Raw genomic sequence first — 22771 nt, 5'->3', positions numbered from 1 at the left:
CTTATACAGCTAATTTTTAGCTGTATAAGTTGGTCCAGCATTACTGGCTAACATTGCGGCGCTCTGCCAGCTTAAGCTTTACAAGCCTCCTAAGGCTTGGGCATAAACCTACATTTTCGCATCCGATCACCTTTTCAATCCAGTCGAATTGACTGTCTCGGACTTGCATTCTGGCGTGTTTCAGCGCTTGAAGCGTTGCATCGGCTAAGGCTTTATCTCCGATTGAAATACGCACGGGCTCGTAAGCAAGAATATCGACTGTTGTAATTAGTCTCAGTGTTCCAAAGCGTTGGGAGGAAATCTGAGTTGCTTTTTTTTCATCAATGACAGCTGTGAACCCGTTGCTATGTGCAAGCGCGAGTGTCGCGGCTTCTCCGTCTCCGAGCGAGGCCGCTGTGGATCCGGATACCAAGTCAAAGAAGTGCTCTAGTGCAATGCCAGAAAGCTCTTCTCTCTTTAAAGTTTGATTATGGATTAGCTCCGAAAGCTGTTTCGGCTCAGGCCGGCCGTTTACTGCTCCTTGCGCAATCTCCCGTATTACATTGTCGGTGACGACAATAGGTGCCGGAACTGCTTGCAGGATTGCGCCTGCATAGCCAGTCGCCAGCAAGTTTATGATGACACTGGCGTCTAGAACGAGAATGCTATCTCGATCAGTGAGACAGCTTGAAAAGGTCATCAACCTCATCCTCTTCTGCCTCATCAAGCAACTCGCGTACTTTTGCCCTATCGAGCTTAAGCAAATCCGACATTTGCCCTTCGCTGATTAAATCTTTCTTCCACGCATCGATAGCTAATAAAAAAAGCCTCGTTGATTGCGCGCCTTCCGTAGGCGTGGAATCGTGAGCTATCGGGCCTAGTACCTGCTGGGCTTGGTCGTCGGTTATACCGCCATTATCCATGAACCAATCCCAAGTACCCTTTTTCGTCAGGTCCAATTCTTCAAGCCTCAACACCATCGCCTGGCGTGAAACACCAAAGAAACTAGCGAGCAGGATGATGTGCCGACGAGTGAGGTGAGTTGATCCAATGGTCACTTCTTTGAACTTTTCCATGACAGTACGGGCTGGCGTTAGAAACGCGCTTCCGAAAGCGTTCGCGTAACGCTCTTCACGCGAGTTTTCATACTTTTCGGCTTGATAGATCTCGGGCTGACGCCGCGTCGCTATAAAGTGCCCTAGCTCGTGGGCGCCAGTCTGAGTTTGACGATCCTTCCGATGTACTGTATTTATTAGCATACAGGCGCCAACGGCGTCGTCATAGGCAAACAGCCCAGACACTTTCGATTCAAGTCTCCGGCTATAGACACGAATTCCAAGTTGCATCTCTATGAGTGAAAACAGATCTTGAATCGGGCTCTCGCCGAGCCCTAGCCAGCTCCGGAGGCTATGTGCATCGTGTTCTGCTTGTTTGCGTACATCGCCAGGCAAGATGCTTTTTTCGGTCGGATAATTTGAGGTTTTCCGAACACCTAAAATGTTCTCAAGTTCTACTTCTGCCCTGACGAGATCATTCAGCATCCGAGCAGCTTGGTCGATGCCTGCATCACCAGTGTCTGGGAGTGAGCGGAAGCGAGGAACAAGGTCCACATGGACCGCTTCTCGGCGCAGCAAAGAGTTAGCAGATACTCCATAACAGCGGCTAAGCATCTGGATCTCGTCAAGCTTTGCAGAGCGCTGTCCTTTTTCAATGGCCACAAGAGTGGTTCGAGCAAAGCCAACTGCTTTGGCCGCTGCGTCTTGGGTCATGGCCGCGGTTTCGCGCGCGACCTTCAGTCGGTCACCCAGTTCAGCTGGGTTCAGTTCAAAGTTTGGTTTGGTCATGATGCGCCATCTATCCACTTCCTCACGAACGACTCTGATCTCATATCGCTCGTGAACGCTGACCATTCCTTGGCATGTTGCTGCAAGAGCCTGTCAAGGTTCTGCGCCACGGCATGTGGCGACTCGGCCAGAGCTCGAGCCAGTTCGGTCGTTCTGCGGCGTTTGATCAGTTCGTACTGCGAAGATTCCCGAATCGAAGAAAGGTGTTCGAAATGAAGCACCCCTGCGATAGCGTATTGTCGCAAGGCTTTAGTACAACTGGTGAATTCTTTTGCTGCGCCTGTTTCCCAGGTTGGGCTGTCTAGGGATTCCCATACATAATTCGTTGGTGGCTCCTCTAATCCTGCAGCATGGACGCTAAGGCGGCGAAGCATACACGCGGCGCATATACCGCACTGCCTTCTTGCGCCTGAAACGGCTACCTGTCGGGATTGCTGCCAGCACGACCTGGTCGTTATCCAATTCGCGTGAGGGCCGCAGGTTTCCACAAACTCACGCAGGGTCTCGCCTTTCGTCATCCAAAGCCTGGGGAAGGTGTACTGGAATCGATAACCAAGAAGGGCCTCGATAAAGCGTTCCATAAGCTTGGTGAACACGGGGTGATTTCGATAGTCCTCATACCCATGTGCAACAGGAAGGAGCACAGGTGCAAGGGCACCTTGTCCGCTTTCGGGGATGATGGCCATTGGAGCATCAATTAGATACGCCGCAATTGCGGATATGATGCTGAACTTGAACCCGCGGCTGCGCGCACTTCTCTCGGCGCTTCTTGCGTCATCAAGTTTGACTGAATATGGGATGGCCGTGAACGGAATCCTTTGTCGCTCCCTCTTTGAAATATCATGTTGTTTGCTCCCTATTCGAAGACGAATCAGGCGTTTGCCTAGGCGCTTGCTCTCAAGTTCAGAGACCGCACGCGAGTCCATTCCATCACTGAAAGCAATGACCGCCTCTGCATCGGAAGGAAAAGATATTTGGCCTTGTGGCGGTCTCTGTGCGGGTTGCTTTCGATATCGAAAGTTGAAATTCCAGTCGTCGCCGGTCAGGAGGTTCAGCGCGTTGACGAGCGCTCGATCTACCTTGTTACTCGACCACCGTTCAACGTCGTGTACTGGAACATGCACGATGAACCGCCTGCCCCAGCTCATGGTGCTGCGGACAAGGATGCGATCACAGAACTCGACCGCAGCGGCTATGAGAAGTGCGTCATACGCTACGGGCTCCCATTTGTCATGGGATGAGAAGGATGCGAGAGCCTCAAGATTGAACTCGATGTTCTTCTCGATGTAACACGGGACCACACCGTTTCTTTTGCGGGCGCCAGGTTCAAGTATATCTACAGCTATTTCCTTAGGCGGCAAGGTGTTCATCACAACGATACTCCGTCATCAAGACCTTCCATCTTCCTAAAGGGGAGGATTCGATTGGGCTCTGGGCCCACAAGATCCAGACCGAGTTGGGTGCTCGATAGAGTAGAAATGGCATTCTGGAGTCTCTTACTCACGTGCTCTGCTCTGTACTCATTCGAGTCGCGAAGGTAGTGTTCTTCGATCGACCGGATGTTTGCGTGGCAGCGGTCTTTAGCGGCAAGGCCTACCGCTTCATGGAATGCTTCAATTCCAAATTTGCCTTCATGGATGAGGGTGATGCTCCATTCCACAAGATTCGTTCCAAAAACGGAGGCTGCTGCTAGAGCTTTCGCATTTTCAAGTTGATCCAGCGCAAGTTCCGGCATTTCCAGGGAGTTATCACAACCGGTAAAGACTGCTTTCAGGGCTTCCATCAGATGCCACGAGACCTCCATTCTGAAGTCACTGGCCACTGCGTACGCCGTAGCCTCAGCTATCTGGGAGGCATCGTAGGTATCTTGGTCCGCACGCTTTGCCAGTTCTTTCCATGGCTTTCGCAGCTTCAAGCTTCTATGTGGCCCATCGCTCATTTCGTCTAGCCCCCAGTGAATACCGGTTTTGACATTGTCAGATATTATTACTAAAAATCTGACAATGTCAAAGTCGCAATCAGAAAGAATGGCGGTAAGCTATTGGGTATCCCGTCTGGCGAAACCAAGCCGGTCGCCAACGATGCGGCACCAGCTTCCCGATTTCACTCGCCGGCTGCGTGGGCGGGCGTGTGAGGACGCCCTTCAAGTAGGCATACGCATCATAGCTATTGGGTATGGCCGACTAGATTGGGCTCATAAGCGCTGTGGGGAGAGGGCCTGAGATCCGCCGAAACCCCTGAAGGTTTTTCAAAAAATGTCCGCATTTAGACAAGGTTGTGGCCTTAAACGTCGGAGAATACTCCGGTCTTAGCCGTCGGCGGCATTGATTCGGGTCGTGCTATTGGAGTGGCCTTGCCAGGCCAGAACCTTGGCCATGTTGGCCTCATGCCAAGGCATTGGTCGCTGCCGTGGCCCTCAGCCCGTTTGCGCCAAGGCGGGTCGATGCTCGCGGCTTTGGCGTATTTGACGCTCAGCTACGTTCTTGACGGCCCCATAAACGCAGCTACCCGAAGAGCCGATTTTCCTTCCCTGAGTCGAACGGTCTTGCGTTAGCTTTAGGTGTTGAAGGAAGATTGGGCACCTAGGAAATGTGAGTCATAGGAAGGAGTCCAACATTAGCTCGATCAGACCTATCGACTTACGCTTCGTAGACGACCTCGTCGATTTCGTCCGTGGTGCTGGTTATGTCCTGGACTTTTCAGACGTCAGTTATGCGGCTTTTTTCGCGGCTGAGCTGAATGTTGATATCGACGATCCTAAATTTGCGGTGAATGGTCGTTCGAAGGGCAAACGTTTAAAGTGCTTCCTACAGAGTTGCAACGACTCTGATGCTGTTCGGCTGCTCGCTGCCCTTTGGGAGCATCGGAGCGAACATCTCATTCGGACTGAATCCCCAGACCCAATCGCCAATGCAGAGCAGAGGTATCACGCATTGTTAAGTCGGCTGTCGGGTCAACCGCAGGCCGCACCTACGGCAGCGAAACCGGTCGAGCCGGTAATTGAAGGGTGTAAATTCGCCGCATTCAAAAATATCCTTTTAGAAGTCGGTACGCTCCTGCCTCACGCTCGTGGCTATGCTTTCGAGGCATTTCTCAAAAACCTCTTCGATGCATTTCAGCTGGCAGCCCGAGAACCATTTCGGCTTAGAGGTGAGCAAATAGACGGTAGTTTTGAGCTGGACAACGAGGTTTATCTGCTCGAAGCGAAATGGCACGGCCAACCCATTGGTGTCGCCGACTTGCATACGTTTCATGGGAAGATCGAGCAGAAGGCTGCTTGGACTCGAGGACTATTTGTAAGCAATAGCGGGTTCACAGAGGATGGTCTTGCCGCCTTCGGCCGAGGCAGGCGGGTGATTTGCATGGATGGATTAGATCTGTACGAAATGTTAGATCGGGAGATTTCGCTATCCGAACTCCTCAAGATCAAAGTCCGCCGCGCGGCAGAGACCGGTTCCCCCTTCATTCGCGTTCGCGATCTGTACCCTAAGTGATTCATTCATTCGACGATAATTTTTCTGCAGATGATGGCGTATTGGCCCGCCAAAATTGCTGCTCTACCGTCCCTCTTCGATGCCCTAGGCTAATGGCTGCGCTATCGTGCCCGACCTGAATTTTGAGTTTCAAGACAACTACACGAGCGTTCAAGTTAATTGTGCGCTTCGCCCCAGAGGTGGACTCAATCTATGCCTGCTGCAGCTGCCTGCGTCCATTGATGAGGCCTTAGGAGATCTAAGTCGGACGACTGCGTTGAATGTTCTGCGCAATCTGCTCGAGGCTGGGCCAGGTGGGACGAGACCTGCCCTGTCCACGATAGCGCCAGGTGGTGACCCTGTGCTCATTGTTGCGCCGGAGTGGGCATTGGGCTCAGTGGACTGGAACGCTGTTGACGCTCTTGTCAGAGGTGTCGATCGACCACTCGTTTTGGTCAGCGGATTTGGTGTCTCGTCGGGTGAAGCTGTACTCGAATGGTATGGGGCGCCCTCCGAAGACGGCACAGTTAGGCACCTCGCCTGGGAGCAGGCTCGTAATGGCATCAGCCCAGCGATGCGTGTGAATGGCGGTTGGTGTTGGATTCATGAGCCAAACGGTCAGACGCACTGCATCACTTATCTTAAAAATGTTCTCCAGCAAAGTTATGAGGCAATCGAGTTAGACGATGTGCAGGCCCATGACACACTTTTGCATCTGCGTTTCAACGACTTGGACCTATTTCCTCTGATCTGTGCTGATTTACTGATGCCTGCAGGGCAGAATGGGCGTTCACCCCAAGCACGTATCCACCGCAAACTCGAGAGCCTGAACAATGACCGTCCAGCGCTCATCGTAGGTTCCTTGCTCCAGACGGGATACAACCAGAATTGGGGAATCGCTATCGACTCACTTTTGAACCACGTTCTTGCGGGTCGATGGGGAGTAGTCGCCCTATGCAACGTGTCTCACGATAGGCCCGTTGCAGATGAGGCGAACGATAAATGGAGAAGTCTCAGTGGTGTTTTTGCGTCATTTACTGAGATGCCTCACGGTCAGAAAAGTCTCACTGCGACGCGGGCGCTGAGTTCTCAGGGCATTGTGGGGGCGGTGGTACGAGCGACAAACCCATCAGTCACTGCAGGTATTGTGTATTGGCCGCCATACACCCCTGTTAACAGCTTGCTGATTTGGAGAGGGAATATGGTTTGCCCTATTCAGAACACAGGGATGATGCTCCCGGTGCCGGCTGCTCCTAACAAGGTCACCTATGAGATTGAGCGTTTTTTACGTAGGTATCCGCCTGACATGAATGCAGCCCCTCGGCTAGATGCAGGCATCGCCGAAATCGGCGAACATTTGCGCACTATCCAATCAGCCGACTCGAGTTCCATGCTCAACACCATTTTGGAGGGCACAAGCTCCCTCAAACCGGTCGATCCTGACGCAGTTTATGATCCTGAAGTGATCAGCGCTCTTCGAGCCGGCCTTCACGCGCTAGCAACGCTGAAATCGATTGATGGAATAGATTGGCAAGACTCTCCTGGTGCCGCTGGTCAACTCATCGTCCGCGCTCAAAACCGGCATTTACTAATATGGCGTTCTCATAACGAGTCACCTAGGGCGCTAAAACGTTCTCTCGGAGAATGGCGGGATAGAGGTGGTCCACATCCGCCTTTAATCGTTCTAGGAGCGACTCGTTATGGCGACCTAGACAGCGGGGAGATCGCACCAGAGAGGCGCGATGACATCAGCACCACTCCAAGGAGCAATGCTGATCTTCGCGCTGGTGGATCACTTGCACCCGTGACAGGGGACATAAGGGGTCTCAGAGGCATGCGCAGAGTAGCCGGTCTCGGATTGTCGAAAGCCGCCGCGGTCTACACAGAATATGTGGCATCAGAAGATGACGAGCGAGTCGCGGAATTGCTCGGTCAGATCGCCTCTTTTTTTAGGGAGTAAAGATGCATGAATGAAGACTCTGAGTTTTGGAACTCCGCCCGCGAGCAGCTTAATGAGCTGTGCGTCAAAGTAGGTCTCGACCAAACTCCAGAGCTTCCCTCACTGGGCATAATGATTTCCGCGCCTGCGGGAACAACGCTTTGGTCTTCGTCTTACGCGCTTGTCCTCCTATGGCCCTGCAGTGGAAGTGACCATATTTCCATCGAGCGAGCAGCAGCGCAAGGCCAAGCCTGGTTTGATGAAGTTCTCGTCCGGAACGAAAGGCTGTCTCCTGGAAGCCCAATAGATGGCTATCTAGTGCTCGCCATCCCCGAGGCCCCTGAGGCATATGCCCGAGAGGAGATTCGCCGACTAGAGCTGTCGGCGCAGGTGTGCCGCAAGCACATGATTTGGCCTTCATTACCTGTAGATTACAATTATGAGCCGGGTCTGTGGCAACGAGTAGCCGACATAACAGTCTTGGGACTGCCAGATTCAGCTGCCCCCTCGGGTAATGAACTCCAATGGCCAGAGCTGGATTCTGAAGCTCAAGCATTGTGGGCCGAGCTTTCAACGCTTGGCGTCAATGGGACAATTTTACGTCATGAGGGGCCGCTGAATGCGCGGAATTAGACTTAACACTCTAAATGTGTCTCACTTTCGTGGGCTCAACGACTCTGTCCGCTTTGATTTCAGCTCACCTTTGACCGTGGTATACGCTCCAAACGGCACCGGCAAGACAACAATGTGCGAGGCTGCAGAATGGCTGCTTACAGGCCAAGTAGAAAGGTTGAAGGAAGGTAATGGATTCGACGCTCTAGTTCTGAGTCCGAAGTTTCCCAGCCAAAATGACGCCACTACCTCCGCCGCTGCGAGCCTCTATATTGATGGAACGGAACAATTTGTCCGAAGAGATGTTGATGGATCTCAGTCTTCTGCAGCATATGGTGCCGATGAAGGGGCAGCAGTTACCCTTCGTCCCAACGAACTTCTGGCCCTCTTGGCTCCGGTCGCTGCGGCAGACGAAGCACATGCTATAACGGCTATAAATTTACGGCAGCGGTGGCTTAAAGGAACGCGCTTTTTGAGTTCTGAAGCGCTGGCGGCCTTGGTCGATACCGACGAAGAAACTATCGAGCGACGAACTCAAGTCTTCGCGGATTTGCTCGGAATTCGGCATCTGCTTGATGCCGAGCGGCAGTGTGAAAAGTACATTGTTGAGATCGGTAGGCGCCTGCGAAATCTTACAAAAATGACTGAGTCGAGATCAGCGGAAGTTACTGATCTGGAGCTCGCTCTTGGCCCTGATGAAGCGGCCGGAACTTCGCACTCGAGCTCGGCGCGTCTCGAGGCTGATACTGCCGCGAATCTCTTTGCGCCCGAGGATACTCAGTGGTTCGTAGAGCAGCCCAACCTCGACGATCAACTCGCCTCTCTCACCGCGTTGCACAGTCGTTACAAACACTTATTCGATGCACGCTCACACGCAGCTAAGCGTGTTGAGGCGAAGTGGAGCATCCGTAGCAGCCTAGAAATGGCTGTCACTGAAGGGATCAATCTTGAGGCTGCGTTGGCGCAGTCCTTAGCCCACATTGAAAAGGATGGACGGCAAGCTGCAACTGAGCTCACTGATTTTAATTCTCGGCGGGAAGCCACCTATCTGCTGGCGCAAGAACTCGCGAAGGCTAAGGATGAACTGACTCATCTGGGTGCGATGGTAGTCGCCACACTTCTGGATGGCGGTTTTGCCGATGATCTTTCTCTAAGCCTCATAGAACTTTCGCATAAATACTCTGAATACCAATGGCCGGCGAGCGCACGACAACAACGTCGTCATGAATTGAAAGGGCTTGAGTTATCTAGTGCCGGATCCAGCTATGAGACCAAGCGCTTAGCGGAACTGGACCTCGAGGTTAGTGCCGCTCGCTCAGATGCACCCTCACGTGAGGAGCTGGAGCATTTGCAGGACAAAGCCGCTGAGACCGTTTCTCACGCCAAAGCTGCCACCAAGCTGCTAGATGCTGTGGCGAGCCCTGTGGCTCGCTTACAAGCTGCTGCGAGGGAGCTTTTAAATCATGACCATGGTGTGGACATTGGAAAATGCCCTCTTTGCTCTCATGACTGGAAGGATGCTGAAAATCTAAGATCAGCAATCAATGCGACGCTTTCCGCCGCCCCAGAGTTAGTTGTAGCCGCCAGGTCTGGGGTTGCCGCAGCCGATGATGCGGCCACGCTTGCACACTCCCAGCTCAATGCAGCTCTGCAAAAGCAAAAATATCTACACGGACTGGAAAAAGAGCAATCGGATCTGCAGTTGGCCAATGCTGTTCATGATCGCGAGCTGGAAAGGCTCGGTGTCAGCCAAGGTGCCACGGCAGAAGAGTTCAAGTCTCTTGCTGCGCATCTGGATGTAGCCGATGCTATTTCCGTGCTGCTGTCAGCCCGAGATGGGATTTTACCTACAGTTTTCGGTTCTGAATTTCGCATGCCCGCTTCCGGATTCCAGGTCGCAGACCTGCACCAACATTTGGATACCGTCTTCGAGGCAAGACATCGTGTGGTACAGCTCGAGCTTGCTGAGCTCGCGAAGTCTATCGAGGCTGCGATCAGTAATCGTGACGATCTACGCGCAAAGTATGCCGCGGCGCAGCAAAATTTGAAGGATTGCCGTCTGGGCTTAGAGCAAAAGTCAGCGGAACTCGCCTCTTTGCAATCGGCATGGCAAGAGGCTTCGCCAGATATTGAATGGTCGAACGCCGAGCTCGATACATTGATGTCTGAACTCACAAAAGAAAACGTTCGACTTACTGTAATTGAAGGACACATTACGGCGGCTCGGGCAGCATGGGCAGCCGAATCTCGTCGCTCTCGTCTGTTGGAGCTTCAGCAGGCGACCCAACTTTTAATCGATGAATCAAGTGTGATGACGGGTAGGTTGGACGCCGCGAACCGCGCGCGTGCAGTGTTCTATGAGGCCTATACCACGATTAGCCGTCAAAAGGTTCAAGACCTGAGCCGAGTGGTAAACCCGCTCTTCGCGCGGATGCATGCTAATCGTGTTTTTGACCGGATCAATCTCGGTGCGGATACTGACTTTCTGCATTGGCTCGCTGACGCAGGGGACCAGCAGCTCGATCCGGGCAAAGATTTTAGCCAAGGCCAGCGGCAAGATCTTGCGCTCGCATTATTCTTGGCGCGGGCACGCAGCCTCGGCGGGACATTCTTTCTTGATGAGCCGATCGTCCATTTGGACGACTTGAATCGTGTCGGTCTTCTCGACATTTTGCGAGCGACTGTCTTAGAAAGCAGTAATACGCTTAACCTCGTCATTACCACCTCTAGTCGCGCATTGGCTCGACACCTCATAGAAAAGTTTGCTGGTGTAGGTTTGGTAGAGACACCAAGTGGGCGGCAGCCGCCTCTTCGAATACTGGAACTAGACGGTAATGGTCGAAGCGGGATCCGGCTGAGTACAGTGTATCCGTTGGAGGGACTTTCTGCTGTGGCCGGTTTGGGGGATGAGATTGACTCGGATTGAGGAGAGAGGACTCATGTTAGGTCAACACGCAGTGCGTCGCTTCTGACACGATGTTCATTTCCGCACAAGCACTAACCAAGTAGGACTACTTATCAGCTCACCCTGCGAAATACGATTCTAAAAGATTCCACATAACTGGCATTAGCTCCCCTATTTCGCGTGTCAGAACCGCCATAAAGTTAGATTAGGTAACCGTTTAATTTATGGAAGATAAAACGAGTTAGTAGGGAGGCTGAACTTATGTGCGGAAACCATATTGGGGTTTGAGGGAAGGAGGGGGGACCGGCCACCCCGAACGACTTTCGATACTTGCTGGCTATTGCATCGAAACTATATTTAAGCCTCTAGCCCTTTGGATGGCTGAAACTGACAAGCTTCCGGTGGCGGCTTGTTGGATGTGCTCGCTCCACCAAGTCATCATTGGGCGTCTTCTCTCAATGTAATCTGCACGATTGTAGGCGCTACGCACCTCGTCTTTGTCCACGTGCGCAAGTGCGACTTCGATCAGCTCTGGGTCCCATCCTTGTTCGTTCAAGATGGTGCTGGCCATGGAGCGCATTCCATGGCTCACCAATCGACCTTCAAAACCCATGCGCTTCAGGGCCATGTTTGCCGTCTGGCTGTTGCAGTGGGTCCGCGGGTCTCTATCAGCAGGGAACACGTACTCTCTGTGGCCGCTGTAGGGTTTGATCGTCTCTAGCAGGGCAAGCGCGTGCTCGGTCAGCGGAATGACATGAGCGCGTCGCTTCTTCATGCGCTCCGCTGGAATCGTCCAGGTTTTCCTGTCGAGGTCGATGTCAGCCCAGGACGTCGTAGCCGCTTCCGCAGGACGGGTCATGGTGTGGAGTTGCCATTCGATCAGGCAGCGTGTTGTTCTCTTTATGCTCGCATTGGCGATGGCGACCATTAGCTCTGGCAGTTCTTCTGGGCGGAGGGCAGCCATGTTTTGCTTTTTCGGTTTTTTGAAAACCGCCCGGATACCACTAAGTGGATTGGCAAAGATCATTCCCGAGTTCACACCGTAGGTCATGATCTCGTTGAGTCGTTGGGTCAGTCGCTTCACTGTCTCCAGGCTGCCTTTGGTTTCCAAAGGGCGCAGCAGCTCGATGACCCTCGGGGCATTGATCTGCGAGATAGGTGTTGTTCCCAGCGATGGAAAGACATGCAGTGTGAGCGAGCGCCAGATGTCCTCGGCATAAGCTTGAGTCACAGAATCCTTTTTCAGTTCAAACCACGCAGACGCCACGTTCTCGAATGTGTGCTCGGTTGCCTGTCTTTTTGTCTGCTCCAGCTCGCTACGTTGTTCTTTCGGGTCGATGCCCTGAGCGAGAAGCTCTCTGGCTTCGACAGTTTTCTTCCTGGCTTGAGCGAGCGAGAGTTCTGGGTAGGTGCCGAGGCCCATATTGATGCGGTTTTTGGTAATCGGCTGCCGGTAGTTGAAGTTCCATAGCGTAGAGCCATTGATCCTCACGCGCAGCTGTAAGCCGTCTCCATCGCTGAGGACGTAGTCCTTGTCTTTCGGCTTTACCGCTTTGAGCTGGCGGTCAGAGAGGCGGGTGGCTTGGGCGCACATGAGGTGTTCCATGACATCAATTGGTATTCCAAAAATTACCACTGAAGGGCTTGGAATACCATCTGGAATACCGGGTTACGTGGATTGTGTCGGACGCCCATAGACGCTAATAGACGCTAAAGCCTTGATTTTGCTGGATTGCAGGCACAAAAAAAGACGTCCTTGGACGTCTTTAGATGTAAAGTTGGTGGAGCCGGGGGGATTTGAACCCCCGTCCGCCAGTGCTCCGCTGTCGGTACTACATGCGTAGCCGTGTCTATTAAGTTAACCCTCAGCGACCCGACGGGCAGGGTGCTTTGGGCGAGTTGTGTAAGTTTTAGCCGCTTCGTCCACAACGTACTGCACGGCGATTCTGTTCTATATGACAATCATTTCGGGTTTACAGACATCCCCTGATGATTGCTGGGCCCGAAGGCACCAGGAGTGCATGTCAGCTGCAATTAAGCAGCGAGAGCAGCACCGTATTGGTCGTCATTGGCAACTATAAGAAGTTGCAACAGTGGATTTACGACTTCTGTTACCAAGTCGGCATGCACCTAAAGTTTCGTCACCGGCGTCGAATCCTAATCGGCCCCGAACTCATTGCCTCGTACATCATGTGAGGCAACAAGCCTGTGCAGTGTACGCCAAACGGCCTGCAAGGCCAACCCGAAGGTTGGCCCGGGCGTGAATCAATTGTTGGTGCCGGTGGATTTGCGCAGCTCCAGGATGGTTTGCGAGGTTTCCGCAACGCAGTCATCGATCTTGCCCTGGGCTTTGAGCGCCTGAGCCTTGCTCACGCTGGCTTCTGCACGCTGACTGAGTTCCGGGTTCGCTGACAGCTGCCCCTTCGCATTGTTGATGGTCTGGATATTGGCATCGCACAGGTCGGCAGGTTTGTCGGCGGCGAACGAGGTGGAGGCCAGCATCGAGGCCGTCACGAACAGACCTAACAGTACAGAACGTTTCATGTGTATCTCCTTGAACTGAGGGATCCAGACTTCGCTGGCCGTCAGGACGGGCAACCGAGTGGAGGAAAAGCCCCGAATTTCGGGGCCTGTTCTGTGGACTACGGTGGCGCGCAAGGGTTCTATTTTTCTTCAGCAGGCCTTGGCCCGAGTCACCCGATCCACCAGATAGACCAGCCCGTGATAGTCGATCCCGCCGTGTTGCGTCAGGCCGATCTCACAGGTGCGGCTGGTGGAAATCCCCTCGCTGCAATGCTGCACCGCATCCTTGAGCGTACGCAGCGAATGGCTGTTCAGCTCCGGCGTGGTGAAACCCTTGTCACCGGCGAACCCGCAGCAGTGAATACCTTCAGGGATGACCACGGTCTTGCTGCATTTGCGTGCCAGATCGATCAGCGCCTGGCTCTCGCCCAGATGCTGCGTGCTGCACGTCACGTGAACCGCAATCGGTGCTTCCTGCGGGGTGAAATCCAGGCGATCGAGAAGATGCGTACGGATGAAGCGCACCGGATCGTACAGATCCAGACGCACATCTCCCACGTCCTGAACCAGGCGCAGGGTGCACGGACTGGTGTCGCAATAGATCGGATCAAGCCCGCCGCGACTGGCGTGAAGCAGCGCGCCGATCAGTTCCTGACGCTTGTGTTCCGCCTGTTCGGTATAGCCTTTGGAAGCGAAGGGCTGACCGCAGCAGAGGTTGTCCTGATTGTCCGGAAAGACCACCTGGTAACCAGCCTTTTCCAGCAGACCACGGGTCTTGTCGTAGAGCGACATCTGCTCCTTGTCACCCGCCGCCGGGCCCATGACCCGCGATACGCACACCGCCAGATACACCACGCGCGGGCGCTCATCGGAGACACTCGGGCTGAAGCGAATGGCTTTTTCCGGTTGCGGCATCGCATTGGTCCACAGCGGCACCTGGCCTTTGGACAAGCGCGTCAGGGTCGCCGAAAGTTTGCCCAGACGCGGTGCGCCGAGCAGCATCCGTGCGCCGTTGGCCACGTGCAGGGTGAAGCGTGCGCCTTGCAGAGTCTTGGCGAAATTTCCTTCGATCCAGTCAGCGGTTTTCTGATGCGTGGCGTGACGGGCGCGAAGCTTTTTCACCAACTCACCGGTGTTGATGCCGACCGGGCAACGCTGCGCGCACAGGCCAGTCGCTGCGCAGGTTTCGATGCCTTGGTATTCGTAGGCTTTTTCCAGCTCGGTGGTGTCGACACCCGCGCGTTTTTTCGCCTGAATGTCGCGCCAGATCACGATGCGTTGGCGTGGGCTGAGGGTCAGTCCTTTCGACGGGCAGACCGGTTCGCAGAAGCCGCATTCGATGCATTTGTCGACGATCTCGTCAGCCGCTGGCAACGGTTTCAGGTGCTTGAGGTGGATCTGCGGATCCTCGCTGAGCACTACGTCCGGGTTGAGGATGCCGTTGGGGTCGAGCAGGCGTTTGAGCTGCCACATCAACTGATAGGCGTCGCTACCCCATTCCAGTTCAACGAACGGCGCCATGTTGCGCCCGGTGCCATGTTCGGCCTTCAGCGAACCGCCGAACTCCACCGCCACCAGTTGCGCGACGTCGTCCATGAACGCCTGATAGCGTACGACTTCTTCCGGGCTGTTGAAGCCTTGAGTGAAGACGAAGTGCAGATTGCCTTCCAGTGCGTGTCCGAAAAGTATCGCTTCGTCGTAGGCATGTTTATCGAACAGTGCAATCAGGCGGTTTACGCCGATGGCCAGTTGCTCGACCGGGAAGGTCACGTCTTCGATGATCACCGTGGTGCCGGTTTTGCGCACGGCGCCGACCGCGGGGAAGGTGTCTTTGCGGATCGCCCAGAGTTTGGCGTTCTCAGTCGGGTCTTCGGTGAAGTCGACCTGCTTTTCGACCGCGAAGCCACTGAGCGATGCCATGATCTGCGCCAGTTGCTCCTGCAGCAAAGCGGAGGAGGCCGCGCGGGATTCGATCAGCAGGGCGCAGGCATCGTCCGACAGCTGTTGTACGAAATCAGGCATGCCCGGTTTGTCCTGCACCGAGCGCAGGCTGCGTCGGTCCAGCAGTTCCACGGCGGAGACCGGTTGGCTTTTCAGCACAGTAACGGCGTTGCAACAGGTTTCCACATCGGGAAAGACGATCAGTGCCGAAGCCTTGTTCGGGTGGTCGATCACCGTGTCGTAGGTTACCGCACTGATGAATCCAAGGGTGCCTTCGGAACCGACCAGCAGGTGGCTCAAGATATCCACAGGCTCGTCGAAATCCACCAGCGCATTGAGCGACAGGCCGGTGGTATTTTTCAGACGGTATTTGTGGCGAATTCTGGCGGCCAGTTCGGCATTGGCGCGGGTCTCGCGGCCCAACGTCGCCAGGCGCTCCAGCAGTTCGCGGTGGCTTTCGCGAAAGGCTGCGACACTCGCGGCGTCTTCGGTGTCGAGGCGGGTGCCATCGGCCAGCACCAGGCGAATCCCGGCCAGCGTGTGATAGGTGTTTTGCGCCGTGCCGCAGCACATGCCGCTGGCGTTGTTGGCGACGATGCCGCCGATCTTGCAGGCGTTGATTGACGCAGGGTCCGGACCGATCTTGCGTCCGAACGGTGCCAGCCATGCGTTGGCCTGCGCGCCGATGACGCCCGGCTGCAGACGGATTTGCATGCCTTGGCCACGAATTTCGCGGGCGTTCCAGTTATCCCCAAGCACGATCAGCACCGAGTCGCTGATCGCTTGCCCGGAAAGGCTGGTGCCGGCGGCGCGAAAGGTCACCGGAACCTGATCGCGCTTGGCCAGTTTCAGCAACGCCACCACTTCGTCTTCGGATTCGACGCGGATCACCAGTTTGGGAATCAGCCGATAGAAGCTGGCATCGGTGCCGAAGGCCAGGGTCGACAATGGGTCATCAAAACGGCGCTCGGCCGGGATCAGTTGTTGCGCATCTCGCAGGAAAGTCGCCGGTAACGTCATTGGTCCTCCAGAATCAGAACCACCAGGTCTTTCGGGCCGTGGGCGCCATACGCCAGCACTTGTTCGATGTCGGCGGTTTTCGACGGGCCGGACACCAGCAGCGCATTGGTCGGCATGCCTTGCGCCCACTCGAATTCCTGTTGCACCTGATAGAAGTTGTCGCGGATTTCGCTGGCCTTGAGCAGGGCGAAATGCACCGGTGGTACCAGGCTCATCAACCGCGGTTCTTCGCGGGTTGGCCAGAGGATCAGGCTACCGGTCGCGGCGATGGCACCGAGGGTGCCGGTGACGCTGGCCGGGGTGTCGTTGAACAGCTCGGCTTTCCACTCCTCCATCGGTCGGTCGTAGGATTTCAGTGCCGGCAGATCGGGATTGTTCGCCCAGTGTTGTGTGATGCGTTGACCTTGGGGCGTTGTCGGTGCGATCAGCAGGCTTGGCAGTTGGCGATCACGCAGCAATTGCGCGAGCAGCGCCGGCCAGTCTGCGCCAGTCGTCAGATGGATTTCGGTGTGCACCGCTTCCATCAGTTTGCGCAGTTGCGGGATGCGTTGTTCGGCGCTGTAGGTGTAAGGCTGCGTCACCAGATTGACGTCGAAGTCGTCGGCAATCGGTGTGGCGCCAGTCAGACTTTTCCGTAGCTTGGCGAGGATATTTTGCTTGGCGCTCATCAGCGGTCTCCCTGTTTGGCCAGATGCTCGCGGGCCATGTCGTGCAGTGAGCGGGCAGCGGGTTTCGGTGCGCTGTGGTTTTGCGTCCACGGTCCGACATTACTTGGTGTCAGCGCACGCAGGCGTGTGGCGAAGAAGCCGAACAGTCGATACAGGGTCGGCGAGCTGTTGAGTTTCGCCCAGGCATTCCAGATGAAGCGTTCCTTGCGCGAATACTTGCTGCCCTGGCCGCGCATCACTTGATGCGGCGCGTCCGGGGCTTTGACGTTTTCTTCGCGAAGTCGGCGCAGAATTGCCGGGATCGGAATTTTCACCGGGCACACTTCACCGCAGGCACCGCACAGCGACGAAGCGCTCGGGTGATCCGGAACTTTCGCCAGGCCAACCATGTGCGGAGTGATGATTTTGCCAATCGGCCCCGGGTAAACCTCGCCGTAGGTGTGGCCGCCGACGCGGGTATAGACCGGGCAATGATTCATGCAGGCGCCGCAGCGGATGCAGTTCAGGGTCTGACGCAGTTCACTGTCGGCAAAGGCCTGGCTGCGACCGTTGTCGAGCAGCACCAGATGCACTTCCTGTGGGCCGTCGAGTTCATGCTCCTTGCGCGGGCCGGAGATCATGTTGACGTAGGTGGTGATCGGAATGCCCAGCGCCGAACGGGTCAGCAGCGACAGCAGCGGCACCACGTCGCGCAGGTTTTCCACGACTTTTTCGATGCCGGTGACGGCGATGTGCACCGGCGGTACGCTGGTGGTCATGCGCCCGTTGCCTTCGTTCTCCACCAGCAACAGGGTGCCGGTCTCGGCGACGGCGAAGTTGACACCGGAGACGCCGATGTCTGCTTCGAAGAATTTCTGCCGCAGGACTCTGCGACCGATCTGAATGAGTTGGTCAACGTCCTTGGTGTATTCCACGCCAAGTTTGTCGTGGAACAAGGACGCGACCTGACCGGCATTCTTGTGGATCGCCGGCATAATGATGTGTGAAGGCTTCTCGTGGTCGAGCTGGACGATGTACTCCCCCATATCGGACTCCAGGCATTCAACACCTTGAGCCTCGAGGAAATGGTTCATCTCCATCTCTTCGCTGACCATCGATTTGCCCTTGATCACTTGCCGCGCCTCGTGAGCGCGGATGATCGACAAGACGATGCCATTGGCCTCGTCCACCGTTTCCGCCCAGTGCACTGTCACACCGTTGCGGGTCAGGTTCTGTTCCAGTTGCTCGAGCAGGTCGGGCAACTTGGAGAGCGCGCGTGCCCTGATCGAGTTGCCCAGGGCGCGCAAGTGTTCTCTTTCGTGGGCATCGCTGAAAGCCGCGGCCCGCTTGGTCATCAGTGAATCCATGGCAGTGCGGAAGTTGTTCCGTAACTGCGCATCGCCCAAGGCATTGTGTGCCCGGGTGCGGAAATCCTCTTCTACGGCGACCGTAGGAATAATCGCGGAAGTGCTCATTGCGCACCTCCGGTTCTTTGCCACAGAAAGCTGGCGAGATGTTGCCCGCGCAGTGCTTCCTTTTGTTTCTCCAATGCGCCGTTGATGTTCATCAAACAGCCACAGTCGGCGCTCAATACCTTATGTGCGCCAGAGTCCTTCAACGCTTTGGTCTTGTCCGCCACCATCGCGCCGGATATATCTGGCATACGGACGCTGAATGTCCCACCGAAGCCACAGCATTCGCTTTCGTGATCGTGGTTGACCCGCTCCACGTTGCTCAACTGCGCCAACAACTCGCGACCGTGCAGGTGGGTATTCATTTCGCGCCGTGCCGAACACGAGGTGTGCAGCGCGACTTTGACCGGCTCGCCGCTGTCCTTGAGCTGCACCTTGCAGACGAACAGCAGGAACTCGGCCAGTTCATAGGTACGGGCCGCGAGGGCCTGCACCTGTTTCAACGTTTGCGGCTCGTCCTTGAACAAGTCGGCGTAATGCTCGCGCAGCATGCCCGCGCAGGAACCCGACGGCACCACCACCGGATAATCCCCGGCAAACAGCGCCAGTTGCGAGCGCGCGACCGTCCGTGCCTGCTCGGTGTAACCCGAGGTGTAGGCCGGTTGCCCGCAGCAGCTCTGCCCTTGCGGGTACTCGACCGTGATCCCTTCGCGCTCCAGCAAGTGGATCGCGTCCATCCCGGCTTCGGGGTAGAACAGGTCGACCACGCACGTACCGAACAGGTAGACCCGCGACGGTTTCTCGCTGGGGTATTGCCGAGGTTCGGACAGTGGCGGTGCAACACGGGTCGCGTTTGGCACTGCGTTGTAAAAAAGCTCGCTCATCAGGCGTGTCTCCGGGTGGTCCCGGTTATCCGTCCGCTGAGGCTGCTGAATATAGAGCGTGTGGCTTTCAGCAGCCTTACAGACCGGGGTGTGAATTGCTGACGCCGGCATCACGAACCGGCGTCGGTTATTTCCATGCTGCTTGTAGGCTCTTGCAGGTTTAGTGCACCAGCATGCCGGTGAACCAGTAGGCCTGGGCCAAAGTAATCAGGCCGACGATCGTGGCAAAGAATAGGCTGTGCTTGAGGGTGAAGCGGAACAGATCCGATTCCTTGCCCACCAGGCCGGTCGCAGCACAGGCCACGGCGATCGACTGTGGCGAGATCATCTTGCCGGTCACACCGCCGCTGGTGTTGGCCGCCACCAACAGGGTGTCATTGACGCCGATCTGGTGCGCAGTGGTGGCTTGCAGCGAGCTGAACAGCGCGTTGGAGGAAGTATCGGAGCCGGTCAGGAACACGCCGAGCCAGCCAAGGAATGGCGAGAAGAACGGGAACGCGGCACCGGTGGCTGCCAGCACCAGGGCCATGGTCGAAGACATGCCCGAGTAGTTGGTGACGAAGGCGAAGGCCAGCACCATACCGATCGACAGAATAGGCCAGCGCAGTTCGTAGAAGGTCTCCTTCAAAGTGGTAAGACCAGTTTTTAAGTTGATCTTCAGCACCAGCATCGAGATCAGCGCGGAGAAGAAAATTGCGGTGCCAGTCGCGGAAATCGGATCGAGTTTGAACACCGCCGGGATGGCCGTAGGAGCAGCCACGATTGGCGCGGTTTTGATCACCAATTGATCAAGGTGCGGGATCGCGAAGTTGAACACCCAACTGTACATCGAGCCGCCGGCGGCAAACATCGCTTTGAAAGGCTTCAGCGTCCAGATGGTCACCAGCACGGTAAGAATCAGGAACGGCGACCAGGCTTTGAATATTTCCCCGAGGCTGTAAGGCGAAGCCACAGTGGTGCGCTTCTGGCCGAAACCACCGACGCTGGCGGTGATTGCTGCGCTCGACGTGGCACCGGCGATTTGCGCGCCCGCAGTGCGTTTTGGCTGCCAGACCTTCAGGAACAGAGTCAGAGAGATCAGGCTGGCCAGAGCCGAGGTTATGTCCGGTAGTTCCGGGCCAATGAAGTTCGACGTGAAGTATTGGGTCACGGCGAAGCTCAACCCTGCAACCAGTGCTGCCGGCCAGGTTTCACGCACACCGCGCAGGCCGTCCATCATGAACACCAGCCAGAACGGCACGAACAGCGACAGCAGTGGCAATTGGCGACCGGTCATGGCGCCAATCTTGAACGCGTCGATACCGGTGACCTGGCCGGCCACGATGATCGGAATCCCCAAGGCACCGAAGGCCACCGGCGCGGTGTTGGCAATCAGGCACAGGCCAGCGGCGTACAGCGGGTTGAACCCGAGGCCGACCAGCAGCGCGGCGGTAATTGCCACGGGGGCGCCAAAACCGGCGGCACCTTCCAGGAACGCACCGAAGCAGAAACCGATCAGCAACACCTGCAGGCGCTGGTCGTCAGTGATCGACAGCACCGAACTGCGGATGACCTCGAACTGACCGCTCTTGACCGTCAGTTTGTAGAGAAATACCGCTGCAACAATGATCCAGGCAATCGGCCACAGACCGTAGGCAAAACCATATCCAGCCGCGGCGAAGGCCATGTCGACCGGCATGTGGAAGGCGAAAATCGCTACGGCGATCGACAGGGCGAGCGTGATGCTGCCGGCCACATGGCCCTTGAGGCGGAACACCGCCAGAGCGAGAAAGAAGAAAACGATAGGAATGACGGCCGCAAGTGCGGAGACGCCGAGACTGCCGAGCGGGGTGTAGAGCTGTTGCCAGGTTTGCATATGGGGTGGCCCCTAATTGTTGTTGGTCAGGCACTGTCAGCGTTCTTGGTTAATTGGTAATACCAATTTACAATCGCTGTTGGCTAGGGTAAAAGCCTTGATGACGGTGTGTCAATTTGTCGCCCTGAAACTTTTGTCGAATGAGCGGTGCAGATGTCATCTGATCCGGTCGGGCAAATGCTGTCTGACAGGTGTCGGCGAGGCGCTGATAGGCCAGAATAGAGAGCCCGGCGAGCGGTCGGGATCGTGGAGAAATGAGTTATGGGGTTTGATCAGATTCGTCAGCGCCGTTTGTCTGACGATATTGTCGAGCGACTCGAGGGGATGATCCTCGAGGGCACGCTGAAGTCCGGTGAACGGCTTCCGGCTGAGCGAGCGCTGGCCGAGCAGTTCGGCGTATCGCGGCCGTCATTGCGCGAAGCGATTCAGAAACTGGCGGCCAAGGGTTTGCTGGTCAGTCGCCAGGGCGGTGGCAACTATGTGGTGGAAACCCTTGGTTCGACGTTCAGCGATCCGCTGTTACTGCTGCTCGAGAGCAATCCGGAGGCGCAGCGTGACTTGCTGGAATTTCGGCACACTCTGGAGGCATCGTGCGCCTATTACGCAGCATTGCGCGCTACCGACGTGGATCGCGAGCGCCTGACAGCAGCGTTCAACGAGCTGCAGGATTGCTATACGCGGCATGACGAAGTGAGTCGGGTGGAGGAGGGCGCGGCGGATGCGAAGTTTCATCTGGCGATTGCCGAAGCCAGCCACAACGCGGTGCTGCTGCACACCATTCGCGGGCTATTCGATTTGCTCAAGCGCAACGTGGTGACCAACATCGGTGGCATGTACAAGCAGCGCACGGAAACCCGCGACATGCTGATTTCTCAGCACCGCGAGCTGTACCTGGCGATTATCGAAGGGCGCGCGGAGCAGGCGCGGGAAGTCTCCAGCCGACACATTCTGTATGTGCAGGAGGTGCTGGAAGAAGTGCGCCAAGAGGTTCAGCGCATGGCTCGGGCGGAGCGGCGCAAGGGGATGTGATCAGTTGTTTGTGTGTTGATGCTGCAATAGCTATCGCGAGCAGGCTCGCTCCCACATTTGAAATACATTCCAGGGTGGGAGCGACGGTGCGACGTTTCGACCTGCTCGCGAATACGCTTTAAAGGCAGAAGAAATTATTCTTCCTTGCCCTTGTTGCGCACGGCGCGCTGCAACTCACGACCGGCGTCGCGTTCGCGCTCGGTGTCACGCTTGTCGTATTCCTTCTTGCCCTTGCCCAGAGCGATCTCGCACTTGACCATGTGCTTGCTCCAGTAGAAGGACAGGCAGACGCAGGCGTAGCCTTTCTGTTGCACGGCAGCGGCGAGTTTTTCCAGCTCGCGCTTGTTGAGCAGCAGTTTGCGGGTGCGGGTCGGATCGGCGATGACGTGGGTGCTGGCGGTCATCAACGGCGTGATGTGACTGCCCAGCAGCCAGGCTTCGCCATCCTTGAGCAGCACGTAACTGTCGACCAGTTGCAGCTTGCTTGCCCGCAGACTTTTTACTTCCCAGCCGGCCAGGACCAGACCAGCCTCGAACCGATGTTCGATGAAGTAATCGTGTCGCGCCTTTTTGTTCTGCGCGATGGTCCCTGTAGGGTGTTTCTTCTGTTTAGCCATAGGGGCGGCATTATATGGAGATAAACGGTCCTCGGCTACGGTGATGCTGCGTGCTTGAGCAGGTTGAGTGAATCCCGGACAATGCGGCCTC

Annotated in this window: 17 protein-coding genes and 1 other RNA gene; 5 read left to right on the top strand and 13 right to left on the bottom strand. The window is 55.9% G+C overall.

Features of this window, described 5'->3' with window-relative positions:
* Nucleotides 1-40: 40 nt before the first annotated feature.
* The 4 genes from U862_RS0111230 to U862_RS0111215 are packed head-to-tail and all read right to left on the bottom strand — an operon-like array spanning nucleotide 41 to nucleotide 3606.
* Nucleotides 41-679 carry a hypothetical protein gene (locus U862_RS0111230; RefSeq protein ID WP_025110483.1) on the bottom strand — a complete coding sequence of 213 codons (639 nt, stop codon included), beginning with the start codon at nucleotides 677-679 and terminating at the stop codon, nucleotides 41-43.
* Nucleotides 654-1823 carry an XRE family transcriptional regulator gene (locus U862_RS0111225; RefSeq protein WP_025110482.1) on the bottom strand — a complete coding sequence of 390 codons (1170 nt, stop codon included), beginning with the start codon at nucleotides 1821-1823 and terminating at the stop codon, nucleotides 654-656. Before U862_RS0111225 ends, U862_RS0111230 begins: the two co-directional genes overlap by 26 nt.
* Nucleotides 1820-3193, bottom strand: coding sequence for a 7-cyano-7-deazaguanine synthase (locus tag U862_RS0111220; RefSeq protein WP_025110481.1), 1374 nt, complete (start codon nucleotides 3191-3193; stop codon nucleotides 1820-1822). The genes U862_RS0111225 and U862_RS0111220 overlap by 4 nt, the downstream gene beginning before the upstream one ends.
* A complete protein-coding gene (locus tag U862_RS0111215; protein WP_256214666.1) occupies nucleotides 3193-3606 on the bottom strand; it encodes a hypothetical protein in 414 nt (137 codons plus the stop codon). The genes U862_RS0111220 and U862_RS0111215 overlap by 1 nt, the downstream gene beginning before the upstream one ends.
* A gap of 808 nt (nucleotides 3607-4414) precedes the next feature.
* Between U862_RS0111215 and U862_RS0111210 the strand changes: the two genes are divergently transcribed.
* The 4 genes from U862_RS0111210 to U862_RS0111190 all read left to right on the top strand — a co-directional run bounded on the left by U862_RS0111210 (nucleotide 4415) and on the right by U862_RS0111190 (nucleotide 10773).
* Nucleotides 4415-5317 (top strand): restriction endonuclease, encoded by a 903-nt coding sequence (locus tag U862_RS0111210; protein WP_025110479.1) that lies wholly within the window; start codon nucleotides 4415-4417, stop codon nucleotides 5315-5317.
* A gap of 340 nt (nucleotides 5318-5657) precedes the next feature.
* Nucleotides 5658-7256 (top strand): ABC-three component system protein, encoded by a 1599-nt coding sequence (locus tag U862_RS0111205; protein ID WP_025110478.1) that lies wholly within the window; start codon nucleotides 5658-5660, stop codon nucleotides 7254-7256.
* A gap of 6 nt (nucleotides 7257-7262) precedes the next feature.
* Entirely contained in the window at nucleotides 7263-7868 is a 606-nt protein-coding gene (locus tag U862_RS0111200; RefSeq protein ID WP_025110477.1) for a hypothetical protein, read from the top strand.
* Entirely contained in the window at nucleotides 7855-10773 is a 2919-nt protein-coding gene (locus tag U862_RS0111190; protein ID WP_081794873.1) for an ATP-binding protein, read from the top strand. The genes U862_RS0111200 and U862_RS0111190 overlap by 14 nt, the downstream gene beginning before the upstream one ends.
* Before the next feature lie 316 nt (nucleotides 10774-11089).
* Here U862_RS0111190 and U862_RS0111185 read toward each other — a convergent pair whose 3' ends face one another.
* The 8 genes from U862_RS0111185 to U862_RS0111150 form a co-directional block, all read right to left on the bottom strand.
* On the bottom strand, nucleotides 11090-12346 hold the full coding sequence (locus tag U862_RS0111185) for an integrase domain-containing protein (RefSeq protein ID WP_025110475.1): 1257 nt from the start codon (nucleotides 12344-12346) through the stop codon (nucleotides 11090-11092).
* A 185-nt stretch (nucleotides 12347-12531) separates the two neighbouring features.
* Nucleotides 12532-12921: a transfer-messenger RNA gene (gene ssrA / locus U862_RS29535) on the bottom strand.
* 96 nt (nucleotides 12922-13017) lie between these two features.
* Nucleotides 13018-13296, bottom strand: coding sequence for a hypothetical protein (locus tag U862_RS0111175; protein ID WP_025110473.1), 279 nt, complete (start codon nucleotides 13294-13296; stop codon nucleotides 13018-13020).
* Between the two features lie 129 nt (nucleotides 13297-13425).
* Complete coding sequence (locus U862_RS0111170; protein ID WP_025110472.1) at nucleotides 13426-16236, bottom strand: FAD-binding and (Fe-S)-binding domain-containing protein; 2811 nt, start codon at nucleotides 16234-16236, stop codon at nucleotides 13426-13428.
* A complete protein-coding gene (locus U862_RS0111165) occupies nucleotides 16233-16904 on the bottom strand; it encodes a lactate utilization protein (protein ID WP_025110471.1) in 672 nt (223 codons plus the stop codon). Before U862_RS0111165 ends, U862_RS0111170 begins: the two co-directional genes overlap by 4 nt.
* Nucleotides 16904-18358: a LutB/LldF family L-lactate oxidation iron-sulfur protein gene (locus U862_RS0111160; RefSeq protein WP_025110470.1), complete on the bottom strand. Its 1455-nt coding sequence runs from the start codon at nucleotides 18356-18358 to the stop codon at nucleotides 16904-16906. Before U862_RS0111160 ends, U862_RS0111165 begins: the two co-directional genes overlap by 1 nt.
* Nucleotides 18355-19179: a (Fe-S)-binding protein gene (locus tag U862_RS0111155; protein ID WP_025110469.1), complete on the bottom strand. Its 825-nt coding sequence runs from the start codon at nucleotides 19177-19179 to the stop codon at nucleotides 18355-18357. Before U862_RS0111155 ends, U862_RS0111160 begins: the two co-directional genes overlap by 4 nt.
* A 160-nt stretch (nucleotides 19180-19339) precedes the next feature.
* Nucleotides 19340-21034: a lactate permease LctP family transporter gene (locus U862_RS0111150; RefSeq protein WP_025110468.1), complete on the bottom strand. Its 1695-nt coding sequence runs from the start codon at nucleotides 21032-21034 to the stop codon at nucleotides 19340-19342.
* Nucleotides 21035-21295: 261 nt separating this feature from the next.
* Between U862_RS0111150 and U862_RS0111145 the strand changes: the two genes are divergently transcribed.
* Complete coding sequence (locus U862_RS0111145; protein ID WP_025110467.1) at nucleotides 21296-22063, top strand: GntR family transcriptional regulator; 768 nt, start codon at nucleotides 21296-21298, stop codon at nucleotides 22061-22063.
* A 134-nt stretch (nucleotides 22064-22197) separates the two neighbouring features.
* Here U862_RS0111145 and smpB read toward each other — a convergent pair whose 3' ends face one another.
* Nucleotides 22198-22680, bottom strand: coding sequence for an SsrA-binding protein SmpB (gene smpB, locus U862_RS0111140; RefSeq protein ID WP_003221505.1), 483 nt, complete (start codon nucleotides 22678-22680; stop codon nucleotides 22198-22200).
* Nucleotides 22681-22771 lie beyond the last annotated feature (91 nt).

It is taken from the genome of Pseudomonas sp. H1h, assembly GCF_000633255.1.
Lineage (GTDB): Bacteria > Pseudomonadota > Gammaproteobacteria > Pseudomonadales > Pseudomonadaceae > Aquipseudomonas.
Note: the sequence above shows the minus strand (reverse complement) of the source record. Positions and strands in the feature narration are given on the sequence as shown.